The organism is Mesorhizobium sp. YIM 152430, assembly GCF_029210365.1.
In the GTDB taxonomy this organism is placed as follows: domain Bacteria; phylum Pseudomonadota; class Alphaproteobacteria; order Rhizobiales; family Rhizobiaceae; genus Aliihoeflea.
In genome coordinates, this window is the sequence record NZ_JARGES010000025.1 from 24604 (window position 1) to 47676 (window position 23073).

Sequence of the window (23073 nt, forward strand, 5' to 3'; positions counted from 1 at the left end):
CGCCGACGAATATTTCCCGCACATTTTCCTCAGCGACATGGCGCAGACGACCGGAGGGGTTGGCGAGCGCAGTGTCTTCGAGACATCTTTCTGGGGGTCCAATGAACCTGATCCGTACCTCGGCAGCCGCTTTCGCAATCGCCGCCGTTTCCGCTCTTCCCGCGTTCGCAGCCGATGCCGTCGTCTATGAGGCGCCCGTCGTCCTTCAGGAGGATGTCGCCTCCGCGATCGACATCGCCTTCGGCGCCACCTTCACCTCGCGCTACGTCTCGCGCGGCGTCGCGCAGTCGGACGGCCCGACGCTTCAGGGCTATGTCGAGGCGTCCTATGACTGGGCCTATATCGGCGTTTGGGCCTCCGGTGTCGACATCGATCCCGACAAGGTCGAGATCGACGTCTATGGCGGCATCCGCCCGACCTTCGGCAACCTCACGGTCGATATCGGCTACGCGCACTATTTCTACGACGAGACCGGAAGCTGCTGCGGCGAATTCTACGTCAAGCCGAGCTACCAGTTCACGGAAGAGTTCTCAGCGGGCCTCGAACTCTATCACGACTTCAAATTCGACGCGACCTACGGTGTCGCGACGGCAGCTCTCGCCCTGCCCTACGACTTCACTGTTTCGGGTGGTGTCGGCACCAGGTTCACCGGCGGAGACGACATCGACTGGAATGTCGGTCTTTCCTATACCTATGCCGATTTGATCACGCTCGACCTGCGTTATCACGACTCCAATTTCGACCGCGAATACTTCGTCGCCTCGATCTCCTTCGACACCTCGTTCAACTCGGTTCGCGAGATGTTCGCCGGCGGACAGTTCGGCGGCGGCCGCTGATTTCTTAGCCTGCACCTCCCAGACCTGGCCCGTCGAGACATCTCGGCGGGCCTTTTTTGTTGTCATTCAACATGTTGAAAGGTAGTGCGACGGTAGAGATTCAGGAGCCCGCCGCATGATCCGTCCTCGCCTCACCGCCCTTGCCGAAACGCTGCCGGCAACCGTGCCCTTCGTCGGGCCGGAAGCACAGGAGCGCGCGCGCGGAAAAGCCTTCAGGGCGCGGATCGGCGCCAATGAAAGCGGGTTCGGTCCATCACCCGAAGTTCAGGCCGCGATCGCCGCGGCGGCGGGCACAGTGTGGATGTATGGCGACGCGGAAAGCGCCGAATTGCGTGAAAAGCTGGCTGAAAAGCACCAGGTTTCGGCCCGAAACATCGTCATCGGCGAGGGAATTGACGGGCTTTTGGGCCTGATCGTGCGACTTTGGGCCGAAAAAAACGCCGCCGTCGTCACCTCACTCGGCGCCTATCCGACCTTCAACTACCATGTCGCAGGGTTCGGCGCGCGGCTCGTCACCGTTCCCTACGAGGCCGATCGCGAGAGCCTTCCCAGCCTGCTCGACGCGATCAAACGCGAGAACGCGCCGCTGGTCTATCTCGCCAATCCCGACAATCCGATGGGCACGTGGTGGCCGGCCGTCGAGATTCAACGCTTCATCGACGCGCTGCCGGAAACGACCATGCTGGTTCTGGACGAAGCCTATGGCGAGACGGCGCCGGAGGGAACCTTGCCGCCGCTCGACGTGACGCGGCCCAACGTTCTGCGAATGCGCACGTTTTCAAAAGCTTACGGACTTGCCGGCCTGCGCTGCGGCTATGCGATCGGCGAGGCGACGACGATCAACGCTTTCGAAAAGGTGCGCAACCATTTCGGCATGACGCGCATCGCTCAGATCGCGGCATCGGCGGCGCTCGACGATGAAAAATATCTGCAAAGCGTCGTCGCGCAGGTTGCTTTGTGCCGCGAGCGGCTGGCGAAGATTGCAACCGACAATGGCCTGACGTCGATCCCATCCGCCACCAATTTCGTCGCGATCGATTGCGGCGACAACGGCGTGTTTGCGCTGAAGGTCATGCAGGCATTGATCGCGCGCGACGTCTTCGTGCGCAAGCCGATGGCGCCGGGGCTCGACCGCTGCATCCGCGTCTCGGTCGGACCGGCGGCCGAGATCGATATCTTCGAACGCGAGCTGCCAGAGGCGCTGGCGGAGGCGCGGAGCTGATCAGTTGGTGGCGAGATCGGCGAAAAGGGCGCGAAGCCTCGCCGGCCCCTCGCCTTTCGCTTCGCTGGCATCGATTCGGCTGACCTCCCGCGCGGCGGCTTGCTGCCGGTCTGCTTCTGCCGGGAGCCACATGAGCCAGGCGAGAAACACTTCCTCGGGCTCGGGTTGGCGCGGCTTGAAGAGCGCCGGACGTGAGGGTGCCGGCGTCAGGCCGTATTGACGTGCCTGTCCCATCCTACGCCTCCACCGTGACGGGGCCGAGCGGGCGCGAGCAGCAGGCAAGGATGTAGCCTTCCTCGATTTCGTGGTCGAGAATGCCGCCATTGTGGCTCATATCCACCTTGCCGGAAGTCTTCATGGTCTTGCAGGTGCCGCAAAGGCCGAACTCGCAGGCTGCGGGTATGCGGATGCCGGCCGCGCGGGCGGTCTGGAGTACGGTCTGGCCCGGAAGACACAGCGCCTCGACATCGGAGAGCGCAAAGCGCACCGGCTGGGCGTCTGCCGGCGGTTCGGCGGCGATTTCTTCCTCGAACGGTGCCTGAATGCGCTCGATCGCCGGCGCGCCGAAGCTTTCCTGATGGTAATGCGCCATGTCGAATCCGGCCGATTCCAGCATCTCCCGCACCGCGCGCATGAAGGGGTCGGGACCGCAGCAGAAGATCTCACGCTCGCGGAAATCAGGTGCCAGCAGCGGAAGTCGCACCGCGTCGATGCGGCCCATATGGCCGAACCAGCTCTCCCGGCTCGACCGTTCCTCGATCAGGAAGCCGAGCGACAGGCCGGGCATGTGGGCGCCCAGGAGTTCGAGTTCCTTTCGGAAGATGATCTCTTCCGGCCGGCGCGCGCAGTTGACGAAGGCGACATCGGTCTGCGGCGTGAAATCGTTCAGCCAGCGCAGCATCGACATCATCGGCGTGATGCCCGAACCGGCGGAGATGAAGAGATATTTCGCTGCCGGGTGGTTGTGCAGCGAGAAGGTGCCGGAGGGGCCAAAGGCGCGGATGTGGTCGCCGGGCTTGAGATTGTCGAACATCCAGCGCGTGCCGAGGGAATCCTTCTGCGCCTTGACCGTGACGGCGATGGAAAAGGGTCGCGAGGGGCTGGAGGACAAAGTGTAGGTGCGCATCAGCGGGTCGGGTGTGGCCGGCAGTTCCAGTGTGATGAACTGGCCGGGCTGGTAGCGGAACCAGGTCTGGCTGTCGGAGCGGAAGGTGAAGGTCTTGACGTCGGGGGCTTCGTCGACGACCCGCAGGCATTCGAGCACCTGAAGCCGGTCGTCCCAGGGAGTCATTTCGTCGAGATATTTGTAGAGGTGGGCGGTCATTGACGTTGATCCTGGAGGTCGAGTCTTGACGAGCCCCCCTCTGTCCTGCCGGACATCTCCCCCGCGCGGGAGGAGATCACGCGGTGTCGATGACGAGAATAATCTCCCCACTTGCGGGGGGTCCGAAGGACGGGCCGAGACCCGCGGCTCGGGTCAGAGCGGGCGGCAGCCCAGAGGGGGGCAACATAGAGCATGGTCGTATCCCTCAAGCCACCGACCGCAGCGCCGGCTTGGCGTCGCCTGTCAGCCGTTCCTCGGCAAACCGGCAGTACCAGTCCACGAACTGCATGACGCCGCCTTCGTGCTCTTCAGAATACGGCCCAGGCTGGTAGGCAGGCGAGGCGATGCCGAAGGCGTTTTCCTCGACGATGCGGCGGTCCTGGTCGTTGGTTTCGGTCCAGACATGGGTCAGTTCCGCAAGGTCGTAGTCGACGCCCTCGACGGCATCCTTGTGGACGAGCCATTTGGTCGTCACCGCCGTCTGCGTCGCGCTGATCGGCAGGACACGGAAGGTGACGGCGTGGTCGCCGAGAACGTGGTTCCAGGTCGTCGGATAGTGGAAAAGCAGGAGCGAGCCGATGCGGTCGGTGGTGACGGTGTCGGACAGGTTCTTCTTCACCGCGCGCTTGCCCGTCATCGTGTAGCTGACGGCATCACGCAGGAGCGGCACGCGGGTGACCCGGTGCTGGCCGGTCTCGGCGAGCTCAAAGCGGGACGGCAGGCCCGCCGCTGCGCACTTCTGCCAATGCGCGACTATCTCCGGGTCGCTCTCGGCGGCCTGGACGCCGGTGACGGTCGGCGCTTCGGGGAAGGTCTTGCAAAGCTCGGGATGGTTGCCCGCGCAGTGATAGCACTCGCGGTTGTTTTCCCAGACGAGTTTCCAGTTGCCCTTTTCGACGATGGTCGATTCGAAGGCGACCTTCGTTTCCGTCAGCCGGTGTGGCGCGAGATAGGGCTCGACCTGCGCGCGGAAGGGGGCGAAATCGGCGGGCGCGTCGGCAAGGCAGATGAAGAGGTAGCCGGCGACGCTTTCGCAGGCTACGGGCTTCAGGCCGAACTGCGAGGCATCGAAATCCGCACCCATCTGGCGGGCGAAGACGAGACGGCCGTCGAGATCGTAGGTCCACTGGTGATACGGGCAGACGAGTTTGGCCGCCGTTCCCTTAGCGGCCGTGCAGACCCGCGAGCCGCGATGGCGGCAGGTGTTGTGGAAGGCGCGGATCGCGCCCTTGGCGTCGCGCACCACGACGACGGGATAGTCGCCGATCTGCACGGTGAAATAGCTGCCGGGCTTCGGCAATTCGCAGTCATGGCCGATGAAAAGCCAGTCGCGATACCAGATCAGGTCGAGATCGAGCCGGTAGAACTGCGGGTCGATGTAGAACACTTGGTCGAGGCTGTAGCCGGGTTTGCGGCGCTGGAGCCGGGCCAGCATTTCGTTGCGCGCATCCATGTCCTGTCCTGCCTTCATGCAAGGACTGAACTGGTGGAGATTTCGAAGGAGAAGGCCGCGACGGCAAAATGACCGCGCGCGCATCCGCCCCTTGACCGCCCACCGCGATCAGTCGGTTTGTCGAGATTCAGGCTGGTTTCCGGGCTCAAGAGCCGGTCTTCGGATCGCTCCATCGACCTGTCGCAACACCTTCCCAGGCACAATGCCCAGTGGCTCCCGTTGCGACCTCACTCCATTTACCGTTGCGGGGGCAGCGCCGGCTTTTCACCGGCTTCCCAATTCTCCGCCTCGATCAGAAGGCGGCACCTGAACTGACTGCATTCAAGCATTCGCGCGAGGCTTCTGGAAGCTGGAATGCGACATGGGATGAGCATGGGGCGACGCGCTGAAAAATCGACGTCAGCGCGCTTCGCGCTCGACCTCGCGCCAGCCGATGTCACGGCGGCAGAAACCTTGCGGCCAGTCGATCCGGTCGATGGCGGCATAGACCTTTTCGCGCGCTTCACCGACGGTTTTGGCCGTCGCGGTGACATTCAGGACGCGGCCGCCATTGGCGACGATGTCCTCGCCGTTCTTTGCCGTGCCGGCGTGGAAAATCTCGACTTCGTCGCCGACCCTGTCGAGGCCGGGGATGACGCTGCCCTTCTTCGGCTTACCCGGATAACCTTCGGCGGCGAGCACCACGGTGAGCGCGACCTCGTCGCGCCAGCGCGCCGACATGTGCGCCAACTGGCCGTCGGCGGCGGCGTTGAGCAGGATCAGGAGGTCTTCCTTCAGCCGCATCATCAGGACCTGGCATTCGGGATCGCCGAAGCGGGTGTTGTATTCGATGAGCTTCGGGCCGTCCCCGGTCAGCATCAGGCCGGCATAGAGCACGCCCGAGAACGGCGCGCCCATCTCGGCCATGCCCTTCATGGTCGGCTCGATGATGGTTTGCATGACCTCGTCGACGAGCGCCTGCGTCAGGATGGGAGCAGGCGAATAGGCTCCCATGCCGCCGGTGTTCGGCCCGGTGTCTCCGTCGCCGACACGCTTGTGGTCTTGCGCGGTGCCGAAGGGAAGCGCGGTCCTGCCGTCGCAGAGGCAGAAGAACGATGCCTCCTCACCTTCGAGGAATTCCTCGACGACGACTTCGGCCCCCGCCTCGCCGAACCCGCCCTCGAAGCAATCATCGATGGCGGCGAGCGCCTCCTCCAACGTCATTGCCACCGTGACGCCCTTGCCTGCGGCAAGACCGTCGGCCTTGATGACGATCGGCGCGCCGGTCTGGCGGAGGTAGGCTTTCGCCTTCGGGGCGTTGTTGAAGCGCTGATAGGCGGCGGTGGGGATGTCGTAGCGAGCGCAGAGGTCCTTGGTGAAGCCCTTCGAGCCTTCGAGGCGCGCCGCGGCGGCGGACGGGCCGAAAACGCGGATGCCGCGTCCTGCGAGCACGTCGGCAAGGCCGGCGACGAGCGGCGCTTCCGGGCCGACGACGACGAGATCGATCGCCATCAGCTTGCAGAATGTGGCGATGCTCTGATGGTCATCGAGGTCGAGCGTCACGCATTCGGCATGTTCGGCGATGCCGGGATTGCCGGGTGCAGCGTAAAGCCTCGAGAGCATCGGCGAAGCGGCGATCTTCCAGGCCAGCGCGTGCTCGCGTCCGCCCGAACCGATGAGAAGAATGTTCATGACCGCCCTCGCTCTGTCTTGCGAGGGCGATAGGGGCTGACGGTAGCAAGGTCAAGTCAACGGCCATAATGGAAGCGGCAGGCTGCGATCTCGAGTGCCTGTGCATCGCCCTTCCCGGTAACGCGGTAGACGAGGCGATGCTCCTGGGTGAGGCGGCGCGACCACCAGCCGGCCATGTCATTGCGTAGAGGTTCCGGCTTGCCCAATCCGCGAAAAGGGCTGCGACGCGTGTCCTTGATCATCACATTGATCTTGGCGATCATGTCGACATCGTTCAACTGCCAATAGAGATAGTCGTCCCAGCCCTGCTCAGTCCATTGAAGCTTCACGGCTCGATCAGCTCGCGTTCAATCAAACGGCCTGCCTCAGCTTCCGCCATGGAGGCGCGTAGGCGCTCGGCATTGGCGGGCGAGGACAGGAGATGCAAAGTTTCCTGCATTCCCTCCCATTCCGACAGGGGCATGACGACGACCGGCTCGCGGTTGCGACGGGTGACGATGAGCTTGTCGCGATCGTCCAGAACTTTTTCAATGTATCGGGCCATGTTGGCGCGGAATTCGCTGAGATTGGCGACGATCATGGTGGCGGCCTCCGATGGAAGTGTACATATAGCCGTACAATGACGGTTGCGCAAACCGATCGCTTGACGGTGCCGCCCCGCCCTGCCAATCCGTGGCGATGGAAACGATCCAATCCAAGGGCGCGCGCGGGCGCGTCGCCGATGCGCCATCCGGGCATTGGGTCTATCGCGCGCTGCCGCAAGGGGTGTGGCCCTATGCGCAGCTCGCGCGGTGGGACCGGCCGATCGGCTGGTGGCTCCTGCTCTGGCCGTGCTGGTGGTCGGCGGCGCTGGCCGGGGCCGCATTTTTCGACGCGGGCGACGGGGTCGCCGCGCAACTGCCGTCGGTCTGGCATCTGGCGCTGTTCCTGATCGGCGCGATCGCGATGCGGGGGGCGGGATGCACCTATAACGACATCGTCGACGAGGACATCGACGCGATGGTGGCGCGCACGCGCTCGCGGCCGCTGCCATCCGGCCAGGTTTCGCGCCGGCAGGCATGGGCGTTCCTTTTCGGGCAGTGCCTCGTCGGGCTGGTCGTTCTGTTGCAGTTCAACTGGTTCGCGGTGGGGATGGGCATCGCTTCGCTCGGCACGGTGGCGATCTACCCGTTCATGAAGCGCTATACGGACTGGCCGCAACTCTTTCTCGGCTTCGCGTTTTCGTGGGGCGCGTGGATGGGTTGGGCGGCGTATTTCGGTTCCGTCTCGCTGGCGCCGGCGGTGCTTTATCTCGGATCGATCCTGTGGGTGATCGGCTATGACACGCTCTATGCGCATCAGGACCGCGAGGACGACGCGCTGGTCGGCGTGCGTTCGACGGCACGGCTTTTCGGCACGAACACAAAGCCGTGGCTGGTGGCGCTCTATTCGGGCGCGCTGGCGCTGTTTGCAGCCGCCTTTGCCGTCGCCGAGGTCGCTTGGCCTGCCTATCTCGGCCTTGCGGCAGCGGCCGCGCATATGGCGCGGCAGATCGTGGTCGCCGACATCGATGACGGCGACCAGTGCCTCAGGCTGTTCAAGTCGAACTCGACCGTGGGCTGGCTGATCTTCGGCGGGCTGATGCTGGGGAGCGTGGCGGCGGCGCTCGCCTGATCAGCGACGTGCGATGATTTCCTCGCCGCCGACGACGAGGCGCATCCCCAGATTGCCGAATTTGCGGCGAGCCAGAAAGCGCGGGCGGCGGTTTTGGGACACGCGCCGCTTGCGGCGTTCCTTGAACGGGGCCGTCTTCACGCCGCCGAGCGATTCTTCCAGCGAACGGGCGACGCCGTCGGCCTCGAAGAGCAGCATGGGAAGCTGGTAGGCATCCGCCCAGGCGCGCCAGTCTGCCGCAACGTCGTCGAGGTCATGAGCGACGAGAAGCGGAACGGAGAGCATCGGATCGCTGTGCATCAGTTCCAGCGTGACCGTGACGGCACCCTCGCCGTCCTCGATCGCGCGGGCTGCCACGCCCTTGAAGGCGTTGGCCGGCAGAACGACCGTCACCGGAAGCTGGCTCTTCTCCAGAAGGCGGCGGATGGTGACGCGGCGGCGATCGATCTCGAAGGAAACGTCGCCGAATGCGTCCTGCGTCGCATAGGTGGTAGCTTGCGGCAGCCTGAAGGGGTCGAGCCGCATGTCGCGGCCCGCCCAGGCGGGTTTCAGCCCGGTGTTCATGTTTCGCCTTCCTGTCTCTCCTGAGAGCCGCCTTCGGCGGTTTCTCGCGGGCGGTTTTCCGCCTCGTTGGATTGGAGACTAGGCGCGGGCTGTTACCGTCGGCCTTAGATTTTCGGTTAAATTTGTCTGGATGCGCCGGATGGTTATCGCTTTCCAACCCGCTGAAAGGATTGGGAAAGCTCCCTTTCCAACCCGTTAGGATCAGATGATCTTGCCCGGATTCATGATGCCGGCGGGATCGAAGGTGGACTTGATGCGTCGCATCAGGTCGATCGCAAGCGGGGGTGCGGTGGCGATGAGTTCGTCGCGCTTCATCCGGCCGATGCCGTGCTCGGCGGAAATCGAGCCGTGCATCGCGCGGACGACAGCGTGGACGGCGTCGTTCATCTCGCGATAGCGGGCGAGGAACGCGTCCCTGTCGCCGCCTTCCGGCTGGGTGACGTTGAAGTGGAGATTGCCGTCGCCCATGTGGCCGAAGCAGACGAGGCGGACATCGGGGACGACCGAACGTACGGCCGCCTCGCCTTCGGCGATGAAGGCGGGGATTGCGGCGACGGGGACGGAGATGTCGTGCTTGATAGAGCCGCCTTCGGGCCCCTGCGCCCAAGACATGGATTCGCGCAACTTCCAAAAGGCATTGCCCTGCGCGAGGTTCATCGCGAGCGTCGCGTCCGCGACGAGGCCCGCCTCAAGCCCCTCGCCGACGATCTCCTCGATCAGCGTGCGCGCATCCTCGGCCGAGCGGCCGGAGGAGATTTCCATCAGCACATGCCAGGGCTGCGGGGTAGAAAGCGGATCGAGCGTGTCGGGGATGTGTTTCAGGGTGAAGTCGAGCGCGCGCTTCTGGATGAGTTCAAAGGCGGTGAGGCCCGCACCGGCGCGGTCGGACGCGATGGCGAAGAGGTCGAGCGCGGCCCTAGGGCTTTCGAGGCCGATCCATGCGACTTCGCGGCCCTTCGGCTTCGGGACGAGCCTGACCACGGCGGCGGTGATGACGCCGAGCGTGCCTTCGGCGCCGACGAAGAGGTTCTTCAAGTCGTAGCCGGTGTTGTCCTTCTTCAACTTGCGCAGATCGTCGAGCACCTCGCCGGTGGGCAGGACGACTTCGACGCCGAGGCAGAGTTCGCGCGCGTTGCCATAAGCAAGGACGCCGGTGCCGCCGGCATTGGACGAGAGATTGCCGCCGATCTGGCAGGTGCCCTGTGAGCCGAGGGACAGAGGAAAGAGCCGGCCGTTTTCGTCGGCCATTTCCTGGATGGTCTGGAGGATGACGCCAGCCTCGACAATCATCGTGTTCGACTGAAGGTCGATTTCGCGAATGCGGTTGAGGCGACCGAGGGACAGGACGATCTCGCGGCCGGTGCCGTCCGGCATCTGGCCGCCGACGAGCCCCGTATTGCCGCCCTGCGGAACGATGGGCGTGCAGGTCTCGGTGGCGAGTTTCAAGATCGCCGACACTTCCTCGACGCTGCCGGGACGCAGGATGAGCGGGGACGCGCCGCCATAGCGGCCGCGCGGCTCGACGAGATAGGGCGCGAGCGCATCGGAATCGGTGATGGCGTATTTCTCGCCGACGATGGCGGCGAATCTGGAAAGAAGGGCGGAATCGAGAGGCGGCGTGGTCAGCATGGCCGGAGCCTATTTGGCGACGGCCGGATTGTCACGCGGGGCTGCGGCGCGGGCGAGCCGGTCGTTGATCGCCTCGCCAAGGCCATGTTTCGGGATCGGCGTTACGGCGATGGTGGAGGCGCCGGAAGCGTCGAGTTCGGCCAGATGGGAGAAAAGGTTCGCTGCCGCCTCGCGCAGATCGCCGGAGGGCGACAGGTTGCGCGTAGCGAGCGGGCTGCCGGAGATGGAGAAGGAACCGAAGGCGAGCAGCGCTTCGCCGGGCATCAGCGCGGCCGCGTCGAGCCGGACCGAGGCGGCGGGCGCGTAGTGGGAGGCAAGCATTCCGGGCGCTTCGATCTTTTCGGACAGACCGCGCAGGAGCGGCGTGTTGACGACCGCCTCGATATCCTCGGCCGAGACGCCGCCGGGGCGCAGGAGGCGCACCATGCCGTCCTCGATCTTGACGATGGTCGATTCGACGCCGACGGAAGTCGGTCCGCCGTCGAGGATGAGGGGGATTTTCGACCCGAGATCGGCTTCGACAGCGGCGGCGTTCGTCGCGCTGATGCGGCCGGAGGAATTGGCGCTGGGGGCGGCGAGCGGCCTGTCGAGACGGCTGATCACCTCATGCGCCGGCCCGTCCGGCATTCGCAGGCCAACGGTATCGAGCCCCGCGAAGACCAGCGGATGAACCGTGTGGCCGATGCGGAGCGGCAGGACGATGGTGAGCGGGCCCGGCCAGAAGGCGGCGGCGAGCTTGCGCGACAGGCTGTCAAAGATCGCGATGTCGGCCGCCATCTTCATGTCGGCGACGTGGACGATCAGCGGATTGAAGCGCGGGCGGCCCTTGGCTTCGAAAATCCTTGCGACGGCCTCGCCATTGGTGGCGTCGGCGGCAAGGCCATAGACGGTCTCGGTCGGCAGCGCGACCGCCTCGCCTGCCGCCAGAAGCTCCACCGCGCGGGAAAGCCCCGCCTGCCCTGTCACGATGTCCGCCAAATCGATCTTCCGATTCATCTCTCCCGGCCAAGTCGTTGATCCGGGATTCCTTTTCGGCCCGGATTAACGCCGTGAAATTGATGCCGCAAGGCAAAGCTGATCCGAAATGTTAAGGAATTGATGCCGTCATGCGAGGCTCGATCAGTTCGATTGTTCCGGGAAGCCCATGTCACGCGTTCTTCTTGCCACGTCCCTCATTGCCGCCCTGCCCCTTGCGGCCCAGGCCGGGTCGATCAGCGTCCTTCAGGAACTCAAGGGTCCGGCACCGTCGATCATCGCGCGCGGAACGCCGGCGGAGCCGAAGGTCGAGGCCGTGGTCCCGACCAAGGCCGAAACCAGGCGCGTCGTCACGCCGATGGTCATGCGTGGTGGAATTTCCGATGGAACCGCGCCGGTGCTGGCGTCCCGCGATGCAGACGCGCCGGAGGCCGAGTCCGACGCCGAGACGAATGGCGGCGGACTCGAGTAAGGTTCAACCAGCAATCTTCGAGAAATCGGCAACAGCGCCGGTCGCCGCGCGGATGCGGGCGAGCAGTGCGAGGCGATTGGCGCGCACGGCCTGATCTTCGTCATTGACCAGCACCGCCTCGAAGAAGGCGTCGACCGGCGCGCGCAGCACCGACAGCGCCAGCATGGCGGCGGAAAAGTCCTGCGTTTGAATCGCTTGGCCCGCGTTTTTCTCGGCCTGGTTCACCGCGTCGAAGAGCGCGCCTTCCTCCGGCTGGCGGAAGAGCGACGGATCGACGGATGGGGCGATGGCGGTGCCCTTCTTTTCCTCGGCGGCGAGGATGTTCGCGGCGCGCTTGGTGCCGGCGAGGAGGTTCCTGCCGTCTTCGGAATCGAGGAAGATGCCGAGGGCGGCGACGCGGGAGGTGATGAGAAGGAGGTCGTCTGTTTCAGGCGAGATGACCGCGTCGATCAGGTCGTGGCGCGCGCCCTTGTCGCGCATGTAGACCTTGAGGCGGTCATGGAAGAAGGAGAGGAGATCACGCTCGATGCCATTGATGCGTTCAACATCTTGTTCCAAATTGAACGATGCGTCGTCCGCAAACGCTTCAGCTACTCGGTCACGGAGATCATCTTTTGTGGCATCATCGAAATGCGCACCAAGGCTAGAAGCGGACAGAAAAGCGGGTTCGTACTCCAGCTTTCTAATGTCCAGAAGCAGCCTGACAAAGGCGTTGTGCCATTGATTTTGAAGCCCCAATCGCACCCCATTCTCCACCACGATCCTGATCACACCCAGCGCCGCCCTGCGCAGCGCATAGGGGTCCTTCGAGCCGGTGGGCTTCTCGTCGATGGCCCAGAAGCCGACCAGCGTGTCGAGTTTGTCGGCGAGCGCGACGGCAATCGCGACGGGATCGGTCGGCACGGTGTCGGACGGGCCTTGGGGCTTGTAGTGGTCTTCGAGGGCGGCGGCGACTGACGCGTCTTCGTCTTGGAGGAGCGCATATTTGCGGCCCATCGCGCCCTGGAGTTCGGGAAATTCGCCGACGATTTCGGTCGTCAAGTCCGCCTTCGCGAGCACGGCGGCGCGGGCGGCGAGGTCGGGATCGGCGCCGACGATGGGAGCAAGTTCGCGCGCGAGTTTCGCGATGCGCGCGACGCGCTCGCCTTGCGTGCCGAGCTTGGCGTGGAAGGTGACGCCGAGATGGTCGAGCCGGGCCATGCGCTGGTCGAGCGGTTTCTTGAGATCGAGGTCGAATTTTTCGGCCGACGCGGTGAGTTGCTTGAGATCCGGCAGATCGGCCTGGTCGGTCTTCCAGAAATGGACGGCGTCGGAGAGGCGCGCGCGCACGACCTTGCCGTTGCCATGAACGATCTCCTTGCCGCCATCGGTAGCATCGATGTTGGCGGTCAGCAAGAAGCGGTTGGCCAGACCGTCCGCATCGCCTTGCGGCCGGACGACGAAGCATTTCTGGTTGGCGCGGATGGTGAGGCGGATCACTTCCGGCGGGATGGCCAGATAGTCTTCCTCGAACGCGCCCATCAGCACGACCGGCCACTCGACGAGGCCGGAGACTTCTTCCAGAAGCCCCTCGTCCTCGACCAGTTCGAGGCCAGAGGCGAAGGCGAGGTTCCTGGCGTCGTCGAGGATGATGCGCTTGCGCCGTTCGGCGTCGAGCACGACCCTGGTGGCTTCCAGCTTCGAGACATAATCGTCGAAGCGGCGCACGGTGATCGCGTCCGGCGCATGGAAGCGATGGCCATAGGTGATATTGCCCGAGCGGATGCCGTCGATCTCGAAATCGACGACGACCGGCTCTTCGGTTTCGGGGCCGAAGGTGCAGACGATGGATTGCAGCGGGCGCACCCAGCGCATCGAGCCGGGTTTGGCCGACGCAGTGCCCCAGCGCATCGATTTCGGCCAGGGGAAGGCGCGCACCACGGCGGGCACGATTTCGGCGATGATCTCCTCGGCAGCACGGCCGGGCTTGAGCAAATGGGCGACGTAGAAATCACCCTTCTTCGGGTCGGTGTGCGTGTGGGCTTCGGAAACGTCCGACAGGCCCGCCTTGCGCAGGAAGCCTTGGATCGCCTGTTCGGGGGCCTTGGTGGACGGACCCTTGATCTCCTCGCGCACATCCTTCGACCGTGCGGTGAGGCCGCGAATGTCGAGCGTCAGGCGGCGCGGCGTCCAGTATTCGGTGGCGGCCTCATAGGTCAGGCCAGCCTCGACCAGACCATCCGTGACCATCTTCTTCAGATCGCCCGCCGCCTTGCGCTGCATACGGGCGGGGATTTCCTCGGAGCGGAGTTCTAGGAGAAGGTCGGGCATAGGATCGGTCACGATGCTGGTGTGCGAGTGGAACGCTGCCTCTAGCAAGAGGACGGCCGGTTGTCATGCCGGATGGAAAAATTACCAGCCGCCGCCTCCACCACCACCGCCACCGCCGCCGGAAAAGCCGCCGCCACCCGACATGCCTCCGCCGCCGAAGCCGGAGGATGAGGATTGCGGTGCGGGCAGCGAGGCGGTGAAACTGTCCGAAAGCTGGCCGGCGAGCCCGCCCATGGTCGCACCGATGGAGCCGCCGTCGAAGCCGCGTCCGTGATACCACATCGGAGCGACATAGCCCGCGGCGGCGCCCGTCGCGGCGGCAGTCGCCAGCCACGAATCGAAAGCGCGCGACCACGGCTTTTCGACGCCGAGCGCGACGGCATAGGGAAGCAGGGTTTCGAAATGGCGCGGCGACATCTGCGGCGCGCCCTGCATGTTCATGCGCTCTTTTTCGGCGACCGTCAGATACTGCCTGAGGCCGGCGATCTCATCCATCGACTTGCGGCCGAGCGGCGTCGGCGCGCCCATCAGGAAGAGGAAGATGACATTGACCATTACGATGCCGAGGATGGCGGCGATCGGCATGACGTCGGCGGGATCGAGGATGACGGAGAGGATGGTAGTGCTGAGGCCGGAAAAGACGACGAAGCCGGCAAAGCCCATCATCACGACCGCCATCAGACGGCCGCCGAGCGAGGTGGCGCTGCGCATCCGGCGGCCGAAATTGACGGCGAAGACGGAGAGCACGATGGCCGGAATGGCGGCGGCGAACATCAGGCCGAGAAGGCCCTCGCTGAGCCCGCCAAAGGCGATGAAGGCGACCAGCGTCAGCACCGAAAGGGCAATGCCGGCAAAGACATAAAGCCTGTTGTGGCGGTAGAAGCGGTTGCGATGCTCCTTTTCCATCGCCGAGCGGAAGGACGAGCCGACCGCGATGACGCGCGTGCCGTTCGCCTTGTCGACGGTGAGCGTATCGCCCGCCTGCGGCAGATGGGCGAGGATCGCGGCTTCGCCGACGGGAAGGTCCGCGGCAGGCTTTGCGGTGCGGCGGATGGTCAGGTTGCCGTCGAGATCGTCGAGTTCGGTATAGCCCTTGACCGCGAGGTTGATCGTCGCGGCGGAGAGCGCGTCCCAGCCCTGCCCGCGAAATCCGCGCTTGTCGATGTAGTTGGTCAGCGCCGGCGATATGCCCTGCGGCGGCTCCCAGCGCGGCACGACGACGCCGGCCGGCGGATCGCGGCCGACGCGGCTCCAAGCCCACAGGTAGTAGGCAAGGACGACGGCAAGGCCGAGCGCGCCAATGAGAAGCGCGCGGTTGTCGCGCAGCCACCATTCGCGCTCCTGCGCGGCGGTGGGCGGCGCGATCGAACCCTTGGGCATGGATATTGAGACGGTCAGACCCTCGCGCGGCGCCAAAGCCGCGTCTGCTTCCACGACGATGCGGTTGCCCCCGTCGAGCGTTTGTGTAGCGGCGTCTTGTGCGGTCGAGCCGAACGGACCGGTGTAGAAGGTGACGTCGTCGGCCGAGACGCCTTGCGGCAGGCGGATGTCGGCGACCGCGTCGCGGATCGGGAAATCCCAGCCATTGCCGGTGACGTTCCAGTAGAACTCGTCATGGGTGTCGAAGAAGCGCATCTGCCGGCCGGTCGCGTAGGTGATCTCGTAGGTGTGGAGGCCGGGGGCTAGGAGTGTGTCGGCGTCGCCGATGCGGATGCGCACGATGCCCGAGCCGCGCTCGGTGGCGTAAGGCTCGGCATCGCCGTCGCGGGTGATGGAGAGGATGTCGAAATCGATCTCGCGCAGGCGGCCGTCCGCATCCTCGAAGCGCAGCGGAAAGTCGCGGAAGATGCCGCGTCTTATCCGGTCGCCTTCGGCGTTGACGGTGATGGTCTCGGTGACCGCGATCGTGCCGCCTGCTGCGAGGTCGATGTCGGCGCGGAAGGCGGTGATCTCTTCTTGCGCCAGCGCGCCGGAGACGAGCGCCAGGAGGACGAGGAGCGAGGCGAGGATGCGCGTCATGCGAAGGCTCAGGAGAAGGAGACCTGGGGCACGACGCGATCCTGCGGGTTCTCGATCTCGAAATAGTCGGCTTTTTCGAAGCTGAAGGCGCCGGCGACGAGGTTGGACGGGAAACTCTCGACCTTGATGTTCAGATCGCGGGCGGCGCCGTTGTAGTAGCGGCGGGACATCTGGATTTCGCCTTCGAGCGTTTCCAGCGTCGTCTGGAGTTGCATGAAGTTCTGGTTGGCCTTCAGGTCCGGATAGGCTTCGGCGACGGCGAGCAGGCGGCCAAGCGCCTGGGAGAGCATTCCTTCGACCTGCGCACGGCCGGCGACGTCGCCGGCGGGAAGGCTCTGGGCGCGGGCGCGCAGTTCCGTCACCTCCTCGAAAGTGCCGCGCTCGTGGGTAGCGTAGCCCTTCACCGTCTCGATCAGGTTCGGGATCAGATCGGCGCGGCGCTTCAACTGGACGTCGATGCCGCTCCACGCCTCGCGCACCAACTGGCGGGCACGCACGAGGCCGTTATAAGTGACGACCGCGTAGCCGGCGACCAGCACCAGAAGAATGATGAGAATGGTGCCGATGCCGAAATCCATGATGCGCGTCCCGTTTGATGAGGACCGCAAGCTAGCCTTTCCCTCAAAACAAGGGAAGCGGCCGGATCACGCAGCGAGTTGGTCCGTGGTGCAGACGATGGCGAAGCGGTCGGCGAGCATGGCGAGTTCGGCGCGGTGGAGATCGCCGGCGGTCAGCACCTCGCCGTCGTCGCCGGGAACCGGCAGATCGCGGGTGCCAGAGGCGTCGGAGACGACGACGGTCTGGAAGCCGAGGTCGAGCGCGGCGCGGGCCGTCGAGGAAACGCACATATGCGTCATGAAGCCGGCGAGGACGAGGCGCTTGCGGCCGGTGGCGTCGAGAACGTCTTTCAGATTCGTGCCGGCGAAGGCGTTGGGCAGGCCCTTTTCGACGACGGATTCGCCGTCTTTCGCCGCAGCCTGATCGGCGAGCGCGAAGGAGGTCGTTGCGGGATCGAAGAGGCCGCCGGCCTTGCCCTTGTGCTGGACATGGATGACGGGCGCGCCGGCCGCGCGGGCCTTTTCCAGCAGACGGGCGATGTTGGCGAGCGCGATTGCTGCGCCCGGCAAAGGCAGTTTGCCGTCGACATATTCGCGCTGCGCGTCGATGACGACGAGCGCGGTATCGGACAGGGCGGGCGGCGTTAGATCGGCGCCGGCGAGTTCGAGCAGTGTCTTTGCCATCTATGCGGTTTCCAACTTGAGATTGGCGCCACCGGCGTCGGTCAGGAGAAACGCTTCGCCGCAGGCTTTGGCCAGATTGCGCACGCGCAGGATGTAGCTCTGGCGCTCGGTGACGGAGATCACGCCGCGCGCATCGAGAAGATTGAAGACGTGGGATGCCTTGATGGCCTGATCATAGGCCGGCAGGACCATCTTGTGGAGCGTCGCATTGTCGCCTGCCTTCGGCGCGCCGGCATCGAGCAAAGCCCGACATTCGGCTTCCGCATCCTCGAAATGCCTGAACAGCATCGCCGTATTGGCATGTTCGAAATTGTGGCGTGAATATTCCTGCTCGGCTTGCAGGAAAACGTCGCCATAGGTGACTTTTTCCGCGCCATCGCGGCCGTTGAAGTTCAGGTCGTAGACGTTGTCGACGCCCTGCACATACATGGCGAGACGCTCGAGACCGTAGGTCAGTTCGCCTGAAACCGGCGCGCATTCGATGCCGCAGACCTGCTGGAAATAGGTGAACTGCGAGACTTCCATACCGTCGCACCAGCATTCCCAGCCGAGGCCCCAGGCACCGAGCGTCGGGCTTTCCCAGTCGTCCTCGACGAAGCGGATGTCGTGGACCAGCGGATCGAGGCCGATGGCCTTCAGCGAGCCCAGATAGAGTTCCTGGAGGTTGGGAGGATTCGGCTTCAGGATCACCTGATATTGATAATAGTGCTGCAACCGGTTCGGATTCTCGCCGTAGCGGCCATCCTTGGGCCGGCGCGAAGGCTGGACATAGGCCGCATTCCAGGGCCTGGGACCCAGCGAGCGCAAGGTGGTGGCGGGATGGAACGTACCCGCGCCGACCTCCATGTCATAGGGTTGCAGGACCACGCAGCCATAGTCGGCCCAGTAGTCGTGCAGTGCCAGGATGAGCCCCTGGAAGGAGCGCGAGGGATGCATGTGGGGCGCTGTCATGAAACTCTTCGTGTTCGCCTCTCGTCATTGCGGGAGGTCTACAGCATCGAGGCGCCGTGCGTCCAGTTGGCTTGCGATGGCGCTTGCAAGTTGCGGCCGGCGCGCCAGATTGACGAGACAGACAGGAGGCATTCCATGAAGACGACATTTCTTGCGACCTTCGCCGCCGCTATTCTCATCGGTGGCGCAGCACTGGCGCAGAACTTTCCGACCGGCGGCAGCGACGGCTATCAGAACGATCCGGTGACCGGCTATCTTTGCGTGACTCCCGCCTGCGACGTGGTGCGCTTGCCGGAGACGAATTGCGTGTGCTCGAAGACCAATCCCGCGGCGCGCAACCTGTCCGAAACACGGCTTCAATGCTCGATCCGCGAGAACGGGCAGTGGGTGCAGTGCCCGGTTACGCCGCGATATGGCGGGTAGGACCGGCGCGTGGGCTCGGCCTCAATTCTGCGGGAGTATAAGCGTCTGGCCGGGCCGTAGCAGATTGGGATTCCCGCTCAGGTCCGGGTTCAGGTCGAGGATTTCGCGGTAGCGGTTTCCGTCGCCGAGGCGCTCGCGGGCGATGTCCCAGAGCGACTGGCCGGGTCCGACCGCGTGGGTCGCCTCGGGCAAGGCCGTGGCGGCGGGCGCGCTGGCCGCGACCTGCGCGGCGGGTGCTTCGGGGGCGGCGGATATCTCGGCCTCGGTTGCGAGGCTGGCGAAGTCCTGCTCGTCTTCCGGCTCGGCGGCAGCCTCGACCAGACCTTCGCGCAGCTTGCGATTGATGTCCTCGAGCAGGTCATCCTCGGGCTCGAGATCGCGCGCGTGGCTCCATTGGAACGTCGCTTCGAGACGGCGGCCGACCTGCCAGTAGGCATCGCCAAGATGATCGTTCAGGATCGGGTCGCTGGGCAGCAGATTGACGGCGCGTTCGAGTTCGGTCACCGCTTCCTCGTATCGTCCCAAGCGGTAATAGGCCCAGCCCAGCGAATCGACGATGTGGCCGTCGCTCGGGCGCAGTTCGACAGCTTTTTGAATGAGCGCCAGCCCCTCCTCAAGGTTCATGTTCATGTCGACCCACGAATAGCCGAGATAATTGAGAACCTGCGGATGGTCGGGATAAAGTTCGAGCGCCTGATTGAAATTCGGCTCAGCCTTGTCCCACTGCTTGATGCGCTCATAGGCGATGCCGCGCTGGTAGTAGAGGTTCCAGTCCGCTTCGACGGGCGTTTCGATGCGTGCTATCGCGCGATCGTATACCTCGGCTGCTTCCGCGAATTTCTGCTGCGAGGCGTAGACGCCGCCAAGCGCCAGATAGGCGCGGCGGTCGTCGGGCGCAGCTTCGAGAAGCGGTTCGAGATGCTCGACCGCCTCGTCATGGCGGTCGAGATCTGCAAGGTTGAGACCGACCTGCAATTCGGAGACCTGACGGATCGGCGAATCCTCGGGAATGCGGCCGTAGATCTCGATCGCCTCTTCGGCGTTGCGTTGCATTTCTGCGATGCCGCCGAGTTGAAGAAGCACGGCGTCGCTCGAAGGCTGGAGTGCCAGCGCATAGCGAAGATAAAGCCGCACGAACGCCTCGCCGCCGCCCCGATTGAGCGCGGTGGAAAGATTGAGCAGGATTTCGGCGGCGCCCGCCTCGGTTCCGGCAACGAGCGGCGCGATTTCCCCACCCGCCTCGATGGTCTCGCGAAGAGCGACGACGGTCACGCGGTCCGGGGCGAGTTCGTCCGCCTTCGCAAGGATGTCGAGCGCGGTGTCCGTATCGCCGTTTCCGGCACGGAAACGGGCATAGGCTTCATGCGCACGCAAGAACACTTCAGGCGCAGCGCCGCCAGCCTCGATGCTGATGGTCGTCGCGGAAAACGCCTGCTCGGCGACATCGTTGCGGCCAGCATCGGCTGCAATGAGCGCACGGTGGTAATTGACGAAGAGCGCGTACCAGGGCGGCCCCTCGACGGCGTCGAGCCGCGCTAAAGCGGCATCGACCTCACCCGATCCGGCCTCCACCCAGGCGCGCATGATCGACGTTATGAGCCGGTCGAGATCGGATGCCTGCGAAAATTCGAGAAGTTCGAGCGCCTCGTCACTCCGATCCGAACGTATCGCATCGACAGCCAGCGCGAGCCTTGAAAAACGCTCGATGTCGGGCGTGTCGCGCAGATCCTCCGCGAGCGTCAGCGCCTCGTCGAAATCCCCGCGCGAAATCAGAAGCATCATCAGGCTCTGCTGGATCGCCTCGTCGGTCGGGCTGAAGGCCAGCGCCCGCTGATAGTAGGCGATGGCTCGGTTCACATCATTGTCGACCTCGGCCGCGCGGGCGGCGAGATAGGCGCCTGAGAAGGAGTTGACGCTGATTCGGTCCTGCCCGGCGGCGCCATCCTGCGCGAATGCGGGGATGGCGGTCGTCAGCCCGAACGCAAGTGCAAGGGCTGCAAGGACTTTATCGGTGGAGCGCGGCATCGCTTCCCTTCCTGATCGGGTTGCCCGGTTCGAGGGCTAGGCGTTCATGCAAAGCATGGCCTTTTTGGGGTCGCGCTTCAATCGCCCCTCTTTCACGTTCCGGTCACCCGCACACGAAACACGCCTACGACACGCGGCTGATGCAGAAATCGATGACGTCGACGAGCGCGTGCTTGTGGCCGCTGTCAGGCAGCGGAGCCAGCGCATCGCGCGCGATGGCGCCGAAATGGCGGGCGCGGGCAATGGTGTCGTTGATCGCACCGTATTTGACCATCAGGCCGCGCGCCTTTTCGAGGGCGGCGTCGTCGCTCTCGGCGTTCTCGATGGCGCTCTTCCAGAAGGCGCGCTCGTCCGGCGTACCGCGTCGGAAGCTCAAGATGACGGGCAGCGTCACCTTGCCTTCGCGGAAGTCGTCGCCGACATTCTTGCCCAGATCCTTGGCGTTGCCGCCATAGTCGAGCGCATCGTCGACGAGTTGGAAGGCAAGACCGAGATTGACGCCGTAGGAACGCAGCGCAGCCCTTTCAGACTTCGAGGCTCCGGCGATAATCGGGCCAACTTCGGCGGCGGCGGAAAAGAGCGCGGCGGTCTTCGCCTTGATGACAGCCAGATAGTCGTCCTCGGTGGTCTCGAGATTCTTGGCGACGCCGAGCTGCATCACCTCGCCCTCGGCGATGACCGAGGCGGCGGAGGACAGGACGTCGAGCGCGTCGAGCGAACCGACATCGACCATGACACGGAAGGCCTGCCCGAGCAGGTAGTCGCCGACCAGAACGCTCGCCTGGTTTCCCCAGATCATGCGCGCGGTGCTCTTGCCGCGGCGAAGCGCGCTCTCGTCGACGACGTCGTCATGGAGCAGCGTCGCGGTGTGCATGAACTCGACCGCCATGGCGAGCTTGACATGGCCGTCGCCGGAATAGCCGAACATCTGCGCGGCTGCGAGCGTCATCATCGGCCGCAGGCGCTTGCCACCCGACGAAATGAGGTGATTGGCGATCTGCGGGATCATCTCGACATTGGAGCCGGCCTTGGCGAGGATCAGTTCGTTCACCTTGGCCATATCGGCGCGCGTGATGTCCAACAGCGCATCGATCGATGCCGTGTCCTCGCGCGTGCTGCCGATATTCACTACTACGCTCAAAATCGTCTCCCAAGGGCTCTGCCGGGTTCGGCGCGGACCTTATGGCGGCGCCTTATTGCGGGCAAGAGGCGAATTGGCGCAAGACCGGGGTTTCAGGCCATCCGGCGGCTCGCTACAAGGAAGGAAAGCAAGCGAAGGGAAGCCATGAAGGAACTGATGCGCACCAACGATATCGTTCTCATCTCCTTCGTGGAGAGCCTTCTGCGGGACGCCGATATCGATTTCTTCGTCGCGGACCAGAATATGAGCATTCTCGAAGGCTCACTCGGCATCCTGCCGCGCAGGGTGATGGTCGTCGACGACGATCACGCGCAGGCGCGGCGCGTCCTCACGGATGCCGGTATCGTCGACGAACTCAAGCCGTGACATCGAAGACGATCGATGCGTTTCACCGGGGACGGTTTCATCTCGTCCAGCCGGCCGGCCGCGGGCATCGCGCAGGGCTCGACGCCATGCTGCTGGCGGCAGCCGTGCCGGACGGATTTGAAGGCCGGGTCGCCGATCTCGGCGCCGGCGCGGGCGCGGCCGGGTTCGCGGTGCTTTCACGCTGTCGCAAGGCCGTCGCCCTGCTCGTCGAGCGCGAGGCGGACATGGCGTCATTTGCGCGCGCGACGCTGGCGCTTCCCGAGAACATTGCGATGGGCAATCGGGCAAGCGTGATCGAGACCGATGTGACCTTGCGCGGAAAGGCGCGGATGGCGGCAGGACTCGGCGACAATTGCTGCGACTTCGCCATCATGAATCCGCCCTATAACGATGCCGTCGACCGTTCGTCACCCGACGCGCTGCGCAGGGCCGCGCATGTCATGACGGACGGGTTGTTCGAGGACTGGGTTCGCACGGCCACTGCAATCGTGAGGCCGCGCGGCGGGCTGGCGATCATCGCCCGCCCCGGCTCGATCGGAGACATGCTGGCGGCGATCGAGGGTCGCTTCGGCAGCGCCGAACTGATGCCAATACACCCGCGCCCCGGCAAAGCGGCGATCCGCATCGTGTTGCGCGCATGGCGCGGACAGCGCGGCGCCCTCTCGATCGGGCCGCCGCTCACGCTGCATGGCGAAACCGGCAACGCGTTCACGCCCGAGGCGGATGCGGCGGTCAATGGCGAGCGCGCGCTTTATCCGCAATAGGCAGGCGCATTGCGGAAGGCCGCACGAGCCCTAC

Annotated in this window: 23 protein-coding genes and 1 riboswitch; of the genes, 7 read left to right on the top strand and 16 right to left on the bottom strand. The window is 64.6% G+C overall.

Annotated elements, in window-relative coordinates; translation table 11 throughout:
- Positions 1–101 precede the first annotated feature (101 nt).
- Entirely contained in the window at positions 102–836 is a 735-nt protein-coding gene (locus PZ895_RS07175; RefSeq protein WP_275838337.1) for a TorF family putative porin, read from the top strand.
- Positions 837–951: 115 nt separating this feature from the next.
- Positions 952–2058: a pyridoxal phosphate-dependent aminotransferase gene (locus tag PZ895_RS07180; protein WP_275838338.1), complete on the top strand. Its 1107-nt coding sequence runs from the start codon at positions 952–954 to the stop codon at positions 2056–2058.
- Here PZ895_RS07180 and PZ895_RS07185 read toward each other — a convergent pair whose 3' ends face one another.
- The 6 genes from PZ895_RS07185 to PZ895_RS07210 form a co-directional block, all read right to left on the bottom strand.
- Positions 2059–2292 carry a hypothetical protein gene (locus PZ895_RS07185; protein ID WP_275838339.1) on the bottom strand — a complete coding sequence of 78 codons (234 nt, stop codon included), beginning with the start codon at positions 2290–2292 and terminating at the stop codon, positions 2059–2061.
- 1 nt (position 2293) lies between these two features.
- Positions 2294–3382 (bottom strand): hybrid-cluster NAD(P)-dependent oxidoreductase, encoded by a 1089-nt coding sequence (locus tag PZ895_RS07190; protein ID WP_275838340.1) that lies wholly within the window; start codon positions 3380–3382, stop codon positions 2294–2296.
- A 205-nt stretch (positions 3383–3587) separates the two neighbouring features.
- A complete protein-coding gene (locus PZ895_RS07195; RefSeq protein ID WP_275838341.1) occupies positions 3588–4835 on the bottom strand; it encodes an aromatic ring-hydroxylating dioxygenase subunit alpha in 1248 nt (415 codons plus the stop codon).
- Between the two features lie 112 nt (positions 4836–4947).
- Positions 4948–5160: riboswitch (cobalamin riboswitch) on the bottom strand.
- A 74-nt stretch (positions 5161–5234) separates the two neighbouring features.
- Positions 5235–6506 carry a phosphoribosylamine--glycine ligase gene (purD, locus tag PZ895_RS07200; protein ID WP_275838342.1) on the bottom strand — a complete coding sequence of 424 codons (1272 nt, stop codon included), beginning with the start codon at positions 6504–6506 and terminating at the stop codon, positions 5235–5237.
- 56 nt (positions 6507–6562) lie between these two features.
- Positions 6563–6835, bottom strand: coding sequence for a Txe/YoeB family addiction module toxin (locus PZ895_RS07205; RefSeq protein ID WP_275838343.1), 273 nt, complete (start codon positions 6833–6835; stop codon positions 6563–6565).
- Complete coding sequence (locus tag PZ895_RS07210; protein WP_275838344.1) at positions 6832–7086, bottom strand: type II toxin-antitoxin system prevent-host-death family antitoxin; 255 nt, start codon at positions 7084–7086, stop codon at positions 6832–6834. The genes PZ895_RS07205 and PZ895_RS07210 overlap by 4 nt, the downstream gene beginning before the upstream one ends.
- A 98-nt stretch (positions 7087–7184) precedes the next feature.
- On the opposite strand from PZ895_RS07210, the gene ubiA reads away from it, so the two are divergent.
- On the top strand, positions 7185–8159 hold the full coding sequence (ubiA, locus tag PZ895_RS07215) for a 4-hydroxybenzoate octaprenyltransferase (RefSeq protein WP_275838345.1): 975 nt from the start codon (positions 7185–7187) through the stop codon (positions 8157–8159).
- Here ubiA and PZ895_RS07220 read toward each other — a convergent pair whose 3' ends face one another.
- From PZ895_RS07220 to PZ895_RS07230, 3 genes are all read right to left on the bottom strand, one after another.
- A complete protein-coding gene (locus tag PZ895_RS07220; RefSeq protein WP_275838346.1) occupies positions 8160–8723 on the bottom strand; it encodes a DUF6101 family protein in 564 nt (187 codons plus the stop codon).
- 201 nt (positions 8724–8924) lie between these two features.
- Positions 8925–10352 (bottom strand): FAD-binding oxidoreductase, encoded by a 1428-nt coding sequence (locus PZ895_RS07225; RefSeq protein WP_275838347.1) that lies wholly within the window; start codon positions 10350–10352, stop codon positions 8925–8927.
- A gap of 9 nt (positions 10353–10361) precedes the next feature.
- Positions 10362–11348 (bottom strand): L-threonylcarbamoyladenylate synthase, encoded by a 987-nt coding sequence (locus PZ895_RS07230; RefSeq protein ID WP_275838348.1) that lies wholly within the window; start codon positions 11346–11348, stop codon positions 10362–10364.
- 148 nt (positions 11349–11496) lie between these two features.
- Between PZ895_RS07230 and PZ895_RS07235 the strand changes: the two genes are divergently transcribed.
- The gene (locus PZ895_RS07235) at positions 11497–11799 is read left to right on the top strand and encodes a hypothetical protein (protein WP_275838349.1); all 303 of its coding nucleotides are present in this window, start codon (positions 11497–11499) and stop codon (positions 11797–11799) included.
- A 3-nt stretch (positions 11800–11802) separates the two neighbouring features.
- Here PZ895_RS07235 and glyS read toward each other — a convergent pair whose 3' ends face one another.
- The 5 genes from glyS to PZ895_RS07260 form a co-directional block, all read right to left on the bottom strand.
- A complete protein-coding gene (gene glyS / locus PZ895_RS07240) occupies positions 11803–14109 on the bottom strand; it encodes a glycine--tRNA ligase subunit beta (RefSeq protein ID WP_275838350.1) in 2307 nt (768 codons plus the stop codon).
- 81 nt (positions 14110–14190) lie between these two features.
- Positions 14191–16128, bottom strand: a complete 1938-nt coding sequence (locus tag PZ895_RS07245; protein WP_275838351.1) for a DUF2207 domain-containing protein — start codon at positions 16126–16128, stop codon at positions 14191–14193.
- A gap of 8 nt (positions 16129–16136) precedes the next feature.
- Positions 16137–16706: a LemA family protein gene (locus tag PZ895_RS07250; protein ID WP_275838352.1), complete on the bottom strand. Its 570-nt coding sequence runs from the start codon at positions 16704–16706 to the stop codon at positions 16137–16139.
- A gap of 66 nt (positions 16707–16772) precedes the next feature.
- Positions 16773–17369: a cysteine hydrolase family protein gene (locus PZ895_RS07255; protein ID WP_275838353.1), complete on the bottom strand. Its 597-nt coding sequence runs from the start codon at positions 17367–17369 to the stop codon at positions 16773–16775.
- A complete protein-coding gene (locus PZ895_RS07260; RefSeq protein ID WP_275838354.1) occupies positions 17370–18320 on the bottom strand; it encodes a glycine--tRNA ligase subunit alpha in 951 nt (316 codons plus the stop codon). It abuts the gene before it with no gap.
- Positions 18321–18455: 135 nt separating this feature from the next.
- Between PZ895_RS07260 and PZ895_RS07265 the strand changes: the two genes are divergently transcribed.
- A complete protein-coding gene (locus PZ895_RS07265; protein ID WP_275838355.1) occupies positions 18456–18743 on the top strand; it encodes a hypothetical protein in 288 nt (95 codons plus the stop codon).
- Between the two features lie 21 nt (positions 18744–18764).
- On the opposite strand, the gene PZ895_RS07270 is transcribed toward PZ895_RS07265, so the two are convergent.
- Positions 18765–20768: a tetratricopeptide repeat protein gene (locus PZ895_RS07270; protein WP_275838356.1), complete on the bottom strand. Its 2004-nt coding sequence runs from the start codon at positions 20766–20768 to the stop codon at positions 18765–18767.
- Between the two features lie 124 nt (positions 20769–20892).
- Complete coding sequence (locus PZ895_RS07275; protein ID WP_275838357.1) at positions 20893–21909, bottom strand: polyprenyl synthetase family protein; 1017 nt, start codon at positions 21907–21909, stop codon at positions 20893–20895.
- Between the two features lie 144 nt (positions 21910–22053).
- Here PZ895_RS07275 and PZ895_RS07280 point away from each other — a divergent pair, with 144 nt between their 5' ends.
- Both PZ895_RS07280 and PZ895_RS07285 read left to right on the top strand, forming a co-directional pair.
- On the top strand, positions 22054–22275 hold the full coding sequence (locus tag PZ895_RS07280; protein ID WP_275838358.1) for a DUF2007 domain-containing protein: 222 nt from the start codon (positions 22054–22056) through the stop codon (positions 22273–22275).
- Entirely contained in the window at positions 22272–23039 is a 768-nt protein-coding gene (locus PZ895_RS07285) for a methyltransferase (RefSeq protein ID WP_275838359.1), read from the top strand. The genes PZ895_RS07280 and PZ895_RS07285 overlap by 4 nt, the downstream gene beginning before the upstream one ends.
- The last annotated feature ends 34 nt before the right edge of the window (positions 23040–23073 follow it).